Source organism: Chelatococcus sp. GCM10030263 (genome assembly GCF_042666455.1).
Taxonomy (GTDB): Bacteria; Pseudomonadota; Alphaproteobacteria; order Rhizobiales; family Beijerinckiaceae; genus Chelatococcus.
Genome location: NZ_JBHTDB010000003.1, coordinates 90200 through 104468, shown reverse-complemented (window position 1 = coordinate 104468; position 14269 = coordinate 90200). Strand labels below are relative to the sequence as shown.

Genomic DNA, 14269 nt, shown 5'->3' with positions numbered 1-14269 from the left:
CGAGGTCACACCAGATTGCCGGAGACCGGACCGAGAGGGCCTTCGCTTGCAGCTTGGCCAAACACGCTACCTAGGCTAGGAAGGCTGCCGCACTCGTACCGCGTGGCCGCCTTCCCGTGTCCTCATCTCCCCGCACGTCCGTCATTCTGCTTGAACTCGCCGCCGGGGCGGACGAGCGGCTGACGATCGGCGAATTGCTGGCGGCGCTGCGCCAGCAGGCCTTTGCGGCGCTCATCCTGGTGCTCGGCCTGCCCAATTGTCTGCCGATGCCGCCGCCCATCCCGCTGCTCTTCGGCTTTCTCTTGTGTTTCGTCGGTCTGCAAATGGTGGCGGGACGCACTGCGCCGTGGCTTCCCAGGCGCGTGCTTCAGCGTTCGCTGTCGCGGGCCGACTTTGCGCGTGCGGTTGGCCGCGCCATGCCAGCCCTTCGCCGGCTGGAGCAGTGGTCGCGGCCGCGCTTTGCCATCGTCGGCACGCCGCTCGGCATACGCATCGTCGGCGGGGTGGTCCTCATCATAGCGCTGACCTTGCTCGTTGCCGCACCCTTCATCGGCCAGATCCCGCTGGGGCTCGCTGCCTGCCTCGTCGGCCTCGGGCTTGTCGAGCGGGACGGGCTCCTGGTTCTCATCGGTGCGATCGTCGGCGCTATCGGTCTCGGCTTGACGCTCGGCTTCGTCCTCGTTCTCATCCGAGGCGTGACAGCCCTGCTGCTTTAGCCCCATTCAGCCGGCGCGCGCCGGCAGATGCCCGGCCGTGGGGGCTTCCAGCATGGCGTCGATCGCCTCGGCCGGAACCGGCCTAGAGAACAGGTAGCCTTGCAATTCGTGGCAGCCGAGGGCTCGCAGGAATTCGAGCTGCTCCTGTGTTTCCACGCCTTCCGCGGTGACGGTCAATCCGAGCGCCCGGCCGAGATGCACGATGGAATGGATGAGGATCGCCGATTCACCGGTCGTCTCGGCCGCCTCAAGGAAGGAGCGATCGATCTTGATCTTGTCGAAGGCGAAGCGCCGCAGATAGATCAAGCTCGAATAGCCCGTGCCGAAATCGTCCAGCGCGAGCCGCACTCCATGCGCCCGCAACTCGATCATGGCATCTTCGGCGGCATCGGCGTCTTCCACGACGACGCCTTCGGTGAGTTCCAGCTCGACGCGCGTCGGATCGATGCCGCTCTCGTTGATGATGCGCATGACGCTTGCCACGAAGTCGCGGTGGCGGAACTGAATGGGTGAGACATTGACGGCGATGCGCAGGTTGGGCCAGCGCTTGGCTTCGTGACAGGCCTGCCGCAACACCCACTCGCCGAGTGGAATGATCAGCCCACGCTCCTCGGCCACGGCGATGAATTTTTCCGGGGCGATCAGTCCGTGCTCGCGATGCGGCCAGCGCACGAGCGCCTCGACGGCGACGATGCTGTAGCTGTCGATCTCCACCTGAGGCTGATAATGGAGAACGAGCTCGTTGTTCTCGATCGCCTGGCGCAGATCGTCTTCCACCACCTTGCGCAGGCGCAAGGCTTCGTCCATCTGCCGTTCGAAGAAGCTGAAGCGGTTGCGGCCGCCGTTCTTGGCCTGATAGAGCGCCGTGTCGGCGAGGCGCAGCAGCGTCTCGCGATCCCGGCCGTTATGCGGGCTGAGAACGATGCCGATGGAGGCGCCGACGGAGACCGTGGTCCCGGCGATCTCCATGGGCTTCTTGACGCTGTCGAGAATGCGCCGGGCGAGGGCCTCGGCTTCATGATGGTGGTTCACGCCGGTCTGGATCACGGCGAATTCGTCACCGCCGAAGCGGGCGAGCGTGTCGGCGCCGCGCAGGAGATCGGCCAGCCGCTGGGCGACGATGCGGATCAAGTTGTCGCCTGCCGCATGGCCGTAGGTGTCGTTGACTTCCTTGAAGCGATCAAGATCGAGGAAGAGCACCGCCAGGCCCACGCCCGAACGGCCGCTGCGGGCCAATTCCTGGTCGAGGCGCATGCCGAAGGAAAGCCGGTTGGGAAGACCTGAGAGCGGATCCTGGCCGGCAAGGCGCTGCGCCAGCTCCTGGCGGCGTACCACTTCATTGGCGAGCCGACGCGTAATGATGAAAATGACGGCGACCGCCAGCAGTGTGAGGATCGCGGCGGCTGCGAGAAAGCCGGTCAGCCGCGGCCAGACTGCAGAGCTCGGCAGGGTTGCCGGGCTCCAGATAAACGCAGCCGGCTGCGTCATCGTCGTCTTCAGCGGCAGGGTTCCCTTCTGCAGCGCCACCTTGCCCTGGACGATGGTCAGATCCCCGCCACCTGCCTGCCGGGCGAGCGCCTCGATATCGGCCGGACTGAACCGGTAAACGAGGACGGCGATGCGAGCGGGGGCAGGCGAACTCGTTCCGGCAAGAGTCTGCGGAACGAGGAGATAGAGCGCGTCGCGGTGGTAAACATAATAGTCGAGCGGATTGTCGCGAACGGGGGAGCCGGCGACGAAATTCGTGAACAGCGGTTGCCGCGCCTCGATGTCGGCCGCAGTTGCTACGGCGCCGGGAAGAATGCCGGCGATCACCGTGCCCTCGGCACTGAGAAGGGCAAGGGAATCGACCGTTCCGGGTTCTGTACCCCGAGGCGTTTCGGTAGCGCGAAGCACCTGCAGGCTCTGCGGCGAGGCGCCCAAAGTCGTCAGGTCGACGGACCTTGCGATTGCGGCGAGCTGGGCTTCGGCCACTTTTTGGCGCGATGCCAGGATGACCATGAGCCGGTTGCGTTGCTCGGCGACGAACCACTCGTCAACGCTCTGGCCCATCCATGTCAGCGTCATCACCATGACGGCGAACAGAACCGCGACCACGAGGGCGACGGGCCATATCAGCCGGCCGATCAGGGCCGCCGGCCGGGTGATGCGAAAGCCGGGTAGCAACAAGCGGCGATGGTCCTCGCGGTCGAAATGGCCAGTCTAGCGAAGCGACGGCAAAGTTCGGGGCTACATATTTCACGGATTAAATTGACGAGTCGTTTCTTGCAGCCTTAGTTTCCGAAAACGACGGTATGCATGATCCTACCCGGCAGCAGCGTGAATAGGCCTGTAAGGATCAAAGCAAGACCGTAGAGCTTCAACATTCCGGAGCGGTGTCGATCGATGCGATGCTGATGTGCGTTCCATACACCTATAGGAACGGCCACCAGCACCAATATCGAGAGAAGGTGGATGGGGCTCCACGCCCCGAAGACGCGCCACTCACGAATCCAAAAGCTGCTGATGGCGATCATGAGCATCAGAACGGCCCACGTGAATCCGAAAGCGCGGTGGGCAGCCGTTCCTTTTCTGCCCACCAATTGAACCGCGCCGATGAGTATCGCAGCAAGCGCAGAAAAAGCGTGTATGCGGATGGGGAGCGAGGCCTCTAGAAGCGGTGCCAGCGACATGCCTGCGCTCCACTGTTGATCGGCGTGGAATAGGCCCCGTGTTCGGGGTGGATTCTCGCGCGCGGCCAGGATGGCGACGACACGGTTGTGCGGACGGTCGGATTGCCGCGCTGCAGTCGGCGAGGGCGACGGTCGATCATGTCAAATCAAAGCCATGCCGCGAAAGCTCGCGTGGCCGTTGCGCCCGACGATGATGTGGTCATGCACCTCGATGCCAAGCGTGGTGGCGATCTCGACGATCTGGCGAGTCATGCGAATATCGGCATTCGACGGCGTCGGATCTCCCGAGGGATGATTGTGAACGAGAATAACCGCGGTGGCGGCAAGCTCGATGGCGCGTTTCACGACCTCGCGCGGATAGACGGGCGTGTGGTCGACCGTACCGGTCTGCTGGAGCTCGTCGGCGATGAGGGTATTGCGCTTGTCGAGGAAAAGAATGCGGAAATGTTCCTTGTCGGCGAAGGCCATCGCCGTCCGGCAATAATCGAGCACGGCACTCCAGGACGACAGAATCGGGCGCTTGGCGATCTCGCCCTTGACCAAGCGCCGGGCCGCGGCCTCGACGATCTTCAGATCCGTGACGACGCTCTCTCCCACCCCGGGTACCTCGACGAGGCGCTGCGGCGGGGCAGTCAGCACCTCGGCGAAACTGCCGAAGCGCTGCAGGAGCTGCTTGGCGATAGGCTTGATGTCGCGCCGCGGAATAGACCGGAAGAGAACGAGCTCGAGTAGCTCATAATCGGGCAATCCGACGTCTCCGGCCTCGCGAAAACGCGCACGCAACCTCTCCCGATGATGGACGTAATGGGGAGAGGCGTCGCTCGCTTCGGGCGCCGGGACGTTCTCGTTCATAGGGGCGGGGTGTAGGGCGGTTGGTGGAGGCCGGCCGGCGACGTGGTGAAAATCTCCACGCCCGTTTCGGTGACGCCGACGCTGTGCTCGAACTGCGCGGAGAGGGAACGGTCGCGGGTAACGGCCGTCCAGCCGTCGGCGAGCACCTTCACCTGTGGACGGCCGAGATTGATCATCGGCTCGATGGTGAAGATCATGCCCGGCTGCAGGGTCACGCCCTCGCCGGGGCGTCCGAAATGCAGGATGCTCGGCTGCTCGTGGAACTCCTGGCCGATGCCGTGCCCGCAGAAGTCGCGCACCACGGTGCAGCGCTCGGCTTCGGCGAAGCGTTGAATGGCGGCGCCGATATCGCCAGTGGTCGCGCCCGGCCGCACGGCCTCGATGCCCCGCATCATGGCCTCATAGGTCACTTCGATGAGGCGCTGGGCGCGGCGCGAGACCTCGCCGACCGTATACATGCGGCTCGAATCGCCATGCCAGCCGTCACGAATGAAGGTCACGTCGATATTGATGATGTCGCCTTCGCGCAGCGGCTTGTCGTTGGGCTGGCCATGGCAGACGACATGATTGATCGAGGTACAGCAGGAATAGCGGTAACCGCGATACATGAGCTGGGCGGGCAGGGCGCCGTGATCCATGCCGAAGGCGAAGACCAGCCGGTCGATAGCTTCCGTCGTGACGCCCGGCCCGACGTGGGCCGTCAGCATGTCCAGGCACTCGGCCGCGATGCGGCCGGCACGGCGCATTCCCTCGAAAGCGTCGGGGCCGTAGATCTTGATGCCGCTGGTGCGGCGCCTCGTGAGCGCGCCGTCGAATTCGGTCATGCGATCCGTCCTGATCGTCTCCAGCCCAGATGGGCAAATGTATGCGATGCGGCGCCGACCGCAAGCAGCACTGATCCGGGCGTGCGCTTTTTGATCCGGCCCTTCACAAGCGACGATTGGCATTGCGCCGCCGGCCGGTGTAAGCATCGCCGCCATGACCGCACCTACGAATGCCCGCTCCTACGACGCCGAGCCGTTCGGGACCTTTGCGCCGCGGCCTCCGCTGCGGTCGATCATCGGCATGACCCGGTCGCTGCCGGAGGCTTGGCTCGCCAAGCGTGTGGCGCTCGCCCTGCGCAACATCGCGCTGCGCAGCCTCGACGGCAAGCCGGTCGATGTCGAAACCCTCGGCGTCAGGATGCGGCTCGTTCCCTACAACAATGTCTGCGAAAAGCGCGTGCTGTTCACGCCGCAATATTTCGACAGGCAAGAGCGCGAAATTCTCGCGAGCCGGCTCAAGGGCGACTGCACCTTCATCGATATCGGCGCCAATGTGGGCGCCTACAGCCTGTTCGCCGCCTCACGGGCGGGGCCGCGGGCCCGTATCATCGCCATCGAGCCGCAGCCGGACATCTTCGAGCGGCTCGTCACCAATATCCGCTTCAATCCCTTCGGGACGATCAAGGCCATCGCCTGCGCGCTCGCCGACAAGCCTGGCGAGCTCACCTTGTTCCTCGACTACAAGAACCGCGGCGAGTCGAGCGTCCGGATCGTCGGTTCGGACCATGCGACTACCGTCCGCGTGCCGGCCATGACCTTGCTGGATCTGCTGCTCGAGGAGGGATTCGAGCACGTGGACGCCGCCAAGCTCGACGTGGAAGGTGCGGAAGACCTCATTCTGGAGCCATTCCTGCAGCAAGCGCCGGAAGCGCTTTTCCCCAAGCTCCTTATCGTCGAGGACGGGACCGGGCGCTGGCAGACCGATCTGCCGAAGCTGCTCGTCGAAAAGGGCTATCGTTACGTGATGCGCACGCGGCTCAATTTCGTGTTCGAGCGATGAAGCGCAGAGGGCCGACCAGTTGCGAGAACCGGAACGGCCGCGGGGCCAAGCGATAGATTCGCGGGCGAATCAGATCTTCGGTGCCGACGGGTCTTTGTATTTCGCCGCGTCACGTGCGAGCTCCAGGCATTCCTGCAGCTCGACATAACTCGGGGTGCCGTCCGAATTCGTTTCCTCGAGGCAGCTGCGCACATCGGCCGCTTTGAACGTGCCCCATTCCTTGGCCATAGCGGCGCGGGCGCTGTTTTCGTCCGTCATGCAGTCGCTGAAGGTCGACTTGGATTCGGCACCATAGGTTGCCGCCGCGCGACAGCTCGGCTCGACATTGAGCGTCGGCACATTATCCGCAACCAGGATCATCTGAGCGCCGAAGACCAGCGCCAACATTGGGAAAGGCATGTCGTCCTCGAAAAGGGCGGTTTGCGCGGTCGCGCGATAGGTCGCACGCCATCGAGTGGCGCTCGCGCGGATGTTGCCGCAGCTCTGTGACGATCACAACAAACTTTGCAAAACGTGCTTACCGCGACCGCCGATGATCATTCGGCGATCGGAACGAGGCGTTCGGCGGCGATCATCTGAGGCGTGAGGCGGCAGGTCAGGGCATAGGCCTCGACGCCGCGGCGGCGGGCGAGGTCGAAGGCGGTGGCATAGGTCGGGTCGAGGTCGCGGGCGAGGTCGAAGCGCTCCGCGGCCATCTGGATGACGAAGAGCATGACGGCGCGATAGCCATCCTCCGCCATATCCCCCAATTCCCGCAGGTGCTTGGCGCCGCGTGCCGTCACGCAGTCCGGGAATTCGGCGAGCCCCGGCCGGCGCATGAGATGCACGTTCTTGACCTCGACATAGCAGGCGGGGCGCGAATCGTCTTCGAGCAGGATGTCGATGCGGCTCGCGCGCCCGTATTTCACCTCTCGCCGCAGCCGGATGTAGCCCGCGAGCGGCGGCACGAGGCCCGCGCCGATGGCCTCCACGGCCAGGCTGTTCGGCAGGCTCGTGTTGATGCCGACGAGCTGCGGCCCGGCACCGAAATCCGCTTCCGTTATCTCCCAGGAATAGGCGAGCTTGCGGGCGGGATTAGTGGATTGCGACAGCCAGACGCGGCTGCCGGGCGCCACGAGCCCGAGCATGGCGCCTGGATTCGCGCAATGGGCGGTGACCTCGCGTCCGTCATCGAGCCTGATGTCGGCGAGGAAACGCTTGTAGCGCAGGAGAAGATGGCCTTCGACAAGGGGGGAGGGGAAGAACATGAGGCACGCCGCTGCGGCAAAGGGAAGCCACTGGGTAGCAATGCATCCGCCGTCCCACAACCATCACGGTGCTTGAGAGGGGCGCGCGCAAGGGCTAGATCAGGCGAGCTGGCGTGACCTGCCGGCTGCCGCGGAGGTGATGGTGACCGGCTCGACTGAAGGACAATCCGATATCGTGACCGCGGCCGTTCTCGTGATCGGCGACGAGATCCTCTCGGGGCGCACGAAGGACAAGAACATCGGCTATATCGCCGAGTATCTGACGATGGTCGGTATCGATCTGCGCGAGGTGCGGGTGGTCCCGGACGACGAGGCGGAGATCATTGCCGCGCTCAATGCGCTTCGCGCGCGCTACAGCTATGTCTTCACCACCGGCGGCATCGGGCCGACCCATGACGACATCACCGCCGACAGCGTCGCCAAGGCCTTTGGTGTGCCGATCGGCGAAGACCCGCGCGCCATCGCGCTCCTCCTCGAGCGTATCAAGCCGGAGGATCTGAACGAGGCGAGGCGGCGTATGGCCCGGATCCCCCAAGGTGCGGAGCTCGTCCTGAATCCGGTGTCCAAGGCGCCCGGCTTCTGGATCGGCAATGTCATCGTCATGGCAGGCGTCCCGGCGATCATGCAGGCCATGCTCGACGATGTCGCGCCGAAGCTCGTGAAGGGGCGGCGCATGCTCTCCGAGACCGTGCGGGCCGACGCCAAGGAAGGCGACGTCGCCGCTCCCTTGCGCGACATCGCGGACCGATTTCCGGATGTACTGATCGGCAGTTATCCCTTTAGTGACGAAACCGGCTTCAAGACCAATCTCGTGTTGCGCGCGCGCGATGCTGCGCGCCTCAGGACCGCAACCGAGGCGGTGATCGCCATGCTTGCGGCCATCCGCGTCCAGCAGGCGTAATGCAGCCGGCTTCCCCAGCCCGATCGAGAGACGACGAATGGCGCCAGCCTCCGAAAAAGCCTTCCCCGTGTCCTGGGACCAGTTTCATCGCGATGCACGCGCGCTCGCTTGGCGGCTGCATGGTTCCGGCCCCTTCGAGGCGATGGTCTGCATCACCCGCGGCGGCTTGGTGCCGGCGGCGATCGTCGCCCGCGAGCTCGAAATGCGCCTCGTCGAGACCGTCTGCGTGGCGAGCTATCACGACTATAAGAACCAGGGCGACATTTCGCTGATCAAGGACATCAGCCCCGCCGTCAGGGCCCTCGGCGGCGGCACCGGCAAAGGCGTGCTGGTCATCGACGATCTGGTCGATACCGGCAAGACGGTGCGGCTCGTCCGCGAGCTTCTGCCGGAGGCGCATTTCGCCGCTGTCTATGCCAAGCCGCTCGGCCGGCCGCTCGTCGATACCTTTGTGACGGAAGTCTCGCAGGACACCTGGATCTATCTGCCCTGGGACATGGGGCTCACCTTCCAGCCGCCGATTCGCGGCACCAGCGGCTGAGCGTCACAGAACGACGGCTACGAGGAGGACCGCGAGCAGCCATTGCAGGATGCAGGCGTTGCGGTAGAGGCCGAGCGCACGGCGGATATCGCGAGGCCCGGCCTCGGCGCGGCCGTCCCCCATCCAGCTGTCGCGCACCAGATGGCCGTGGTAGCTGCGGGGCCCGGCGAGCCTGAGGTCCAGCGCCGCAGCCATGGCCGCTTCCGGCCAGCCGGCATTGGGCGAACGATGATGCGGCGCATCACGCAGCATGATGGGGGCGACGCGGCCGCGATCCATCTTGGGCGTGATCCAGGCCGCGGCCGTCAGAAAGCCGCCGGCGAGGCGCGATGCCGGTAGATTGACGACATCGTCGAGACGGGCGGCCGCCCAGCCGAAGGCCTCGTGACGCGGGGTGCGATGGCCGATCATGCTGTCGGCGGTGTTGATCGCCTTGTAGACCGCAACGCCCGGCAGGCCGGCGATGGCGAACCACATGGCGGGCGCCACCACCCCGTCGGAGAAGTTTTCGGCGAGGCTTTCGATGGCGGCGCGGGCGACGCCCGCCTCGTCGAGGCTTGCCGGATCGCGGCCGACGATCTCCGCCACCGCTTCACGACCGGCATCGAGGCCGCCGGTCTCGAGCCCCACCGCGACTGCCTTCACATGCGTATAAAGGCTACGCTGGGCGAGACCGGTCGAGGCTACGGCTGCGAGAATGAGGAGGCCGGGCAGGACCAAAAGGGTCGGCAGATCATAGACGACACTCTCGATCGCCCAGGCGATGACACCGACGACGAGGATCAGCAGGGCGAGCGCCACCATACCCCAGCGCTTGCGCGTCTCCGTAGGGGCGCTTTCCCTGTTGAGATGGCGATCGAGCCATGCGATCAGGCCTCCCATCCAGCTCACCGGGTGGCCGACAGCGCGGTAGAGCCGCGCGGGGTAGCCGGCGGCGGCCTCGATCGTGAGCGCGGCGACGAGCAGGATCAGGTTGGTCAGGATGTCCATGGCTCAAGGCGATATCACGAGAACGGCCCGGCTTGTATCGCCTGTCCTGCATGGAGGCGACCTCGATGCGGCCCGCGCTGCTTTTCCGGGGGCGCCGGAGCCGTGGCTCGATCTCTCGACCGGGATCAATCCGGTGCCATATCCGCTGCCGCCGCTGCCGGATGCGGCGTGGGCACGGCTGCCGGGCAGGGAGGCGCTCGCCTCCCTCGAAGAGACGGCGCGCATCGCCTATGCCGCCGCGCCGGAGGTTTGCGTCGTGGCGGCGCCGGGAAGCCAGGCGCTCATCCAGCTTTTGCCGCGGCTTGTGACGCCTGCCCGCGTGTCCGTCCTGCACCCGACCTATGGCGAACATGCGCCGGCCTGGGCAGCGGCCGGCCATTCCGTGGTCGAGGTGAGCGATCCGGCGGCCTGCGCGGAGGCCGATGTCGTGGTGATCACCCAGCCGAACAACCCGGACGGGCGCGTACTGCCGCCGGACGTGCTGATGGACCTGGAAAGGCGCGCCGCGGAGGCGGTGCGGGTGGGACGGGACGGGCTTCTCGTCATCGACGAGGCCTTTGCCGATGTGATGCCCGGAGCCAGCCATGTGGGGCGGCTCGCCAGTGCGGGCCGGGCGGTCGTGCTGCGTTCCTTCGGCAAATTTTTCGGCCTTGCGGGTATAAGGCTTGGCTTTGCACTGACGGCGGATACCGAACTCGCCGGCCGGCTGCGGGCGCTGCTCGGGCCCTGGGCCGTTTCTGGCCCGGCGATCGCCGTGGGCACGGCGGCGCTCGCCGATCTCGCTTGGCAGGCGGCGACACGGATGAAGCTGGAACAGGCGGCGGCACGGCTCGATGCGCTGTTCACTGGGGCGGGCTTTGCTGTGCGCGGCGGCACACCGCTTTTTCGGCTCATGGAGAGCGAGGCGGCAAGCGGCTGGTATGACGTGCTCGGGCGTCGCGGCATCCTGGTGCGCCGCTTCCCCGACCAGCCGACGCGGCTGCGTATTGGATTGCCCGGCGGCGAGCCTGAATGGGCACGGCTTGCCGATGCGCTCTCCAGCTGTGCGCCGACCGTGCGTTGACGGGAGACGCCGCTTGCCGTGATCCAAGATGCCGGTTAACGCTCCACGGCGCATCGCTGCGGACGTGGCGAAACTGGTAGACGCAAGGGACTTAAAATCCCTCGGGCTTTGCCCATGCGGGTTCGATCCCCGCCGTCCGCACCACTTCAAGCCGGCCGTTTCCGGTCGCCGGCGGTCTTCTAAAGTTCTCCTGACAATTCGCGGCGGCGCCGGTCGAGTTCTTCGCTGTAGCGGCGCAGCGTATGACTCTCCGTCAAGAGCCCGATGACCTTGCGGCTGACCGGATTATCGACCACCGCGAGCGCTTCGCTCTCGGTGTTGTCGAACATGGTGGCCGCCTCCTTGGCGTTCATGTGCGGCTGGAGGAAGTCGGCGCGATAGCGCAGCAGTCCGTCGATCGTCGTCGTCGCCGCCAACTCGTCGAGATCGGCGGAATAGGCCTCCGGAACGAGAACAATGCCCGCATAGCGCTCGGACTGATCGAGGGCGACGACCCGCTGCGTCGATCCGAGCGGGAAATTCCGGCGGAAGACGGCGATGGTGGTGTCGCTGCGGATCGTCCGCACGTCGGCGCGCATCAAGCGTCCGACGGTCAAGGTGCGGATCCAACCGATATCGTGGGCGCTGCGAATGCTTTCACCGCGCAGGTGAAAGCGCCATGTCGCGAAAGAATAACCGAAGGTCTTGCGCACGGTAATAGAGGAGGCAATCACCGCGACGAGCACGAGCGCCGTGATCGGAAAGTCGCCGGTCATCTCGAGCGCGAGGAAGGTCATCGTCAGCGGGCCGCCAATGACAGCAACCGAAAGTGCGCTCATACCAACGATCGCGTAGATCACCGGCGTCAGCGTCGCGCTGTCAAACACATGCGGCGCGACGAGTGCGAAGAGCTTGCCGAATAGCGCGCCAAGCAGCAGCGAGGCGAAGAACAGGCCGCCGCGGAAGCCGGAGCCGATGGAGATGGCCGAGGCAAGGGACTTCATCGCGATGATGGTGAGCAGGCTGCCGGCCGTCGCCGCGGTGTCGAGATTGAGATGCAGTGCGCCGTGACCCGACGAGAGGATCTGCGGTGAGATCAGCGCCAGTGCGCCGACGGCCGCGCCGCCCAGGACCGGCCGCAGGGGCGTGGGCACGCGGCTGCGGCGGGCGAGCGTCTCCACCAGCGTCACTCCCTGCATGATGAGGATGCCGAAGCCGGCACAGAAGATGCCGAGGACGAGCGCCGGCACATAGTCGGCATTCACCACCACGCCGAACTCGCCGACGTCGATCAGGAAGGCGCTGCCGACCAGTGAGCGGGCCACCAGCGTACCGCTGAGCGCCGCGACGACGACCGGCGTCAGATTGGCGATGGAGTAGGAGCCGATGATGAGTTCGAAGGCATAGAAGGCGCCCGTCAAAGGTGCGTTGAAAGCGGTGGCGATGGCCGCCGCCGCGCCGCAGCCGACCAGCGTCCGCAAATCGCTGCGGCGCATCTCGGCTGCGAGACCGAGGCGCGAGGCAATGCCGGATGAGATCTGCGTATAGCCGGCCTCGAGCCCGACCGACGCGCCAAATCCGTTGGAGATGATGTTTTGAACGGTTAAAATTATACTGTCGATGATCGACATGCGGCCGCCGTGCAGGGCATTGGCCTCAATGGGGTCGATCATCGGCCGCTTGCGCCAGCGGCTGATGCCGATCAGCATCAAGCCGACGAGCACGCCTCCCGCAACGGGAGCGAGCAAGCTGAGCTTGTGCGCCAGCTCGGTCATGGCGCTCAAGCGATCTCCCGGCGGGAGCTGGAACAGAACCTGGTGCATGAGCTGGGTTGTCAGGCTCATGCCCGTGACGACCAGACCGGCGATCGCACCGACGACGGCGCCGGCTGCGACGAGACCGAGCTCGCTGGCGCGGATGAGCGCCCGCAACCGGCCCGGCGCGAGAAAGCGCGTGGCAGCGGCGAGGCGCGGGTGACGATGTCTGGAGGGCATGGACCGGATACTTGAACGGGAAGCGACGCGGCACTGTCGCATCGGATCTATGCGTTAGAGCGACAGCTAGCCATAGCCCTGCCGGAGCACTGTCGTCAAAGGACTATACTGCTCTGCGTAAACGCACGCCCGTCCCACCGTTAAAAGTCTGCATCCGCGCCGCCGCCCACTCGTTCGGGCTTATGGTCACGGCCAAGCTTCGCCTAACCGTAGGGCCTGTTCTACTTAGGCCGGTGGGGTGAAGCAGAACATCTGTCGCGAACCATTGGGGGCTGCAGCGCGACGCCTATTTCCTGATCGTGTTGTACTTGCCGGCCTGCCCTTGCGTGCCAAGGTCGAGCATGGCGGCAATGGTCTCCCTGACAAAATTTGGCCCGCGATGTCGCATGAGACATCGCGGGCCAAGAGAAGATCAGATGTAAAGCAGCAGGAAATCCTGCGATCAGGCCTTGGCGGCCGCCTTGGTCTTGCGCGCAGGAGCAGCCTTGCGCTTCGCAGGCGCGGCGGCCGACTTCGTCTCAGCGGCGGGTTCAGCGGCTGCCTTGCTCCGGCGGCCTGCCGCCTTCGGCTCGGGCGCTGCCGGCTCCGGGGCCTTGCGGCGCTGCTGGCCGAGACCCATAGTCTTTGCCAATTCAGAACGAGCCGCGGCATAGTTGGGCGCCACCATCGGATAGTCAGCCGGCAGGCCCCACTTCTGGCGGTATTCCTCAGGAGTCATATTGTAACGCGTGCGCAGGTGCCGCTTCAGCGACTTGAACTTCTTGCCGTCTTCCAAGCAGACGATGAAGTCCGCCGTCACCGACTTCTTCACAGGCACGGCCGGCTGAGGTTTAGCTGCCGGCTCCTCGACGGGCGTGCCGAGCCGCTGAAGAGCGGTATGAATATTGGCGATCAGCCCGGGAAGCTCGCCAACAGCGACGCTATTGTTGGCGACATAGGCCGCTACGATTTCGGCAGCGAGTTCGACCGAGGCAGTGCGGTCCGGCATTTCAGAAGAACTTGTCATGATGGTCCTCTCAATCGTCAGTAGTGATACCGTTGTGGTTCGCTTATTCCATAACTCGTTCAGAATCAACTATTGATATGGCGGAAAGCGGTCTGAGCCATGATAAAATCAGGGGCGTCGGGTCGGAACCCGTGTCCTCATTCGCGCAGGTAGCCCGTTTTCTTCGGCGCTATTTGCAATGTTCAATGCCGTCTCGGGCAATCGCCGATCGTGGCAGTTGCGGCCTGGATACGGCATGAAAACCAGGCGAGCCACCACTTGGCTTCCGCTTTGGTCGGTGAATGAACAAAGAAATACCTCAATTGGTACTCAGCCGTTAGGCTGATGGAATCCTGGCTGTCTAGCGAAACCGGCGCTATAAATATCCGGTTCTCATGAACAAGAACTTACGCGAAGCCCTTTTTCACGGCATTCAATGCCGCTATTCATGGTCTGCTTAACAGGCGGGAAATCAGCATCCTATATAGGCGTTTATATTGCAGCG

At 64.8% G+C, this 14269-nt stretch carries 14 protein-coding genes and 1 tRNA gene; 6 read left to right on the top strand and 9 right to left on the bottom strand.

Annotated features, from left to right (window positions below; translation table 11 throughout):
* Positions 1–116: 116 nt before the first annotated feature.
* A complete protein-coding gene (locus ACFQU1_RS05170; protein WP_378129999.1) occupies positions 117–716 on the top strand; it encodes an exopolysaccharide biosynthesis protein in 600 nt (199 codons plus the stop codon).
* A gap of 6 nt (positions 717–722) precedes the next feature.
* Here the strand turns inward: ACFQU1_RS05170 and ACFQU1_RS05165 are convergent, their stop codons facing one another.
* The 4 genes from ACFQU1_RS05165 to map form a co-directional block, all read right to left on the bottom strand.
* The gene (locus ACFQU1_RS05165) at positions 723–2885 is read right to left on the bottom strand and encodes a putative bifunctional diguanylate cyclase/phosphodiesterase (protein ID WP_378129997.1); all 2163 of its coding nucleotides are present in this window, start codon (positions 2883–2885) and stop codon (positions 723–725) included.
* 104 nt (positions 2886–2989) lie between these two features.
* Positions 2990–3388: a DUF2306 domain-containing protein gene (locus ACFQU1_RS05160; RefSeq protein WP_378129995.1), complete on the bottom strand. Its 399-nt coding sequence runs from the start codon at positions 3386–3388 to the stop codon at positions 2990–2992.
* Between the two features lie 141 nt (positions 3389–3529).
* Positions 3530–4240, bottom strand: coding sequence for a DNA repair protein RadC (gene radC / locus ACFQU1_RS05155; RefSeq protein WP_378129993.1), 711 nt, complete (start codon positions 4238–4240; stop codon positions 3530–3532).
* Complete coding sequence (gene map / locus ACFQU1_RS05150; RefSeq protein WP_378129991.1) at positions 4237–5064, bottom strand: type I methionyl aminopeptidase; 828 nt, start codon at positions 5062–5064, stop codon at positions 4237–4239. Before map ends, radC begins: the two co-directional genes overlap by 4 nt.
* Before the next feature lie 154 nt (positions 5065–5218).
* On the opposite strand from map, the gene ACFQU1_RS05145 reads away from it, so the two are divergent.
* Positions 5219–6064, top strand: coding sequence for an FkbM family methyltransferase (locus ACFQU1_RS05145; RefSeq protein ID WP_378129989.1), 846 nt, complete (start codon positions 5219–5221; stop codon positions 6062–6064).
* A 69-nt stretch (positions 6065–6133) separates the two neighbouring features.
* On the opposite strand, the gene ACFQU1_RS05140 is transcribed toward ACFQU1_RS05145, so the two are convergent.
* Both ACFQU1_RS05140 and sfsA read right to left on the bottom strand, forming a co-directional pair.
* Entirely contained in the window at positions 6134–6463 is a 330-nt protein-coding gene (locus ACFQU1_RS05140) for a hypothetical protein (RefSeq protein ID WP_378129987.1), read from the bottom strand.
* Between the two features lie 137 nt (positions 6464–6600).
* The gene (sfsA, locus tag ACFQU1_RS05135) at positions 6601–7311 is read right to left on the bottom strand and encodes a DNA/RNA nuclease SfsA (protein WP_378129985.1); all 711 of its coding nucleotides are present in this window, start codon (positions 7309–7311) and stop codon (positions 6601–6603) included.
* Between the two features lie 142 nt (positions 7312–7453).
* Here sfsA and ACFQU1_RS05130 point away from each other — a divergent pair, with 142 nt between their 5' ends.
* Both ACFQU1_RS05130 and gpt read left to right on the top strand, forming a co-directional pair.
* Positions 7454–8212, top strand: coding sequence for a competence/damage-inducible protein A (locus ACFQU1_RS05130; protein WP_378129983.1), 759 nt, complete (start codon positions 7454–7456; stop codon positions 8210–8212).
* Positions 8213–8249: 37 nt separating this feature from the next.
* Positions 8250–8753, top strand: coding sequence for a xanthine phosphoribosyltransferase (gene gpt, locus ACFQU1_RS05125; protein WP_378129981.1), 504 nt, complete (start codon positions 8250–8252; stop codon positions 8751–8753).
* 3 nt (positions 8754–8756) lie between these two features.
* On the opposite strand, the gene cbiB is transcribed toward gpt, so the two are convergent.
* Positions 8757–9743, bottom strand: coding sequence for an adenosylcobinamide-phosphate synthase CbiB (cbiB, locus tag ACFQU1_RS05120; protein WP_378129979.1), 987 nt, complete (start codon positions 9741–9743; stop codon positions 8757–8759).
* Between cbiB and cobD the strand changes: the two genes are divergently transcribed.
* Together cobD and ACFQU1_RS05110 are read left to right on the top strand one after the other, a co-directional pair.
* Positions 9742–10806, top strand: a complete 1065-nt coding sequence (gene cobD / locus ACFQU1_RS05115) for a threonine-phosphate decarboxylase CobD (RefSeq protein WP_378129977.1) — start codon at positions 9742–9744, stop codon at positions 10804–10806. The genes cbiB and cobD overlap by 2 nt on opposite strands.
* Positions 10807–10864: 58 nt before the next feature.
* Positions 10865–10950 (top strand) — tRNA-Leu (locus tag ACFQU1_RS05110).
* Between the two features lie 35 nt (positions 10951–10985).
* Here ACFQU1_RS05110 and ACFQU1_RS05105 read toward each other — a convergent pair.
* Positions 10986–12779: a chloride channel protein gene (locus ACFQU1_RS05105; protein ID WP_378129975.1), complete on the bottom strand. Its 1794-nt coding sequence runs from the start codon at positions 12777–12779 to the stop codon at positions 10986–10988.
* Positions 12780–13221: 442 nt separating this feature from the next.
* The gene (locus ACFQU1_RS05100; RefSeq protein ID WP_378131573.1) at positions 13222–13767 is read right to left on the bottom strand and encodes a MucR family transcriptional regulator; all 546 of its coding nucleotides are present in this window, start codon (positions 13765–13767) and stop codon (positions 13222–13224) included.
* Positions 13768–14269 lie beyond the last annotated feature (502 nt).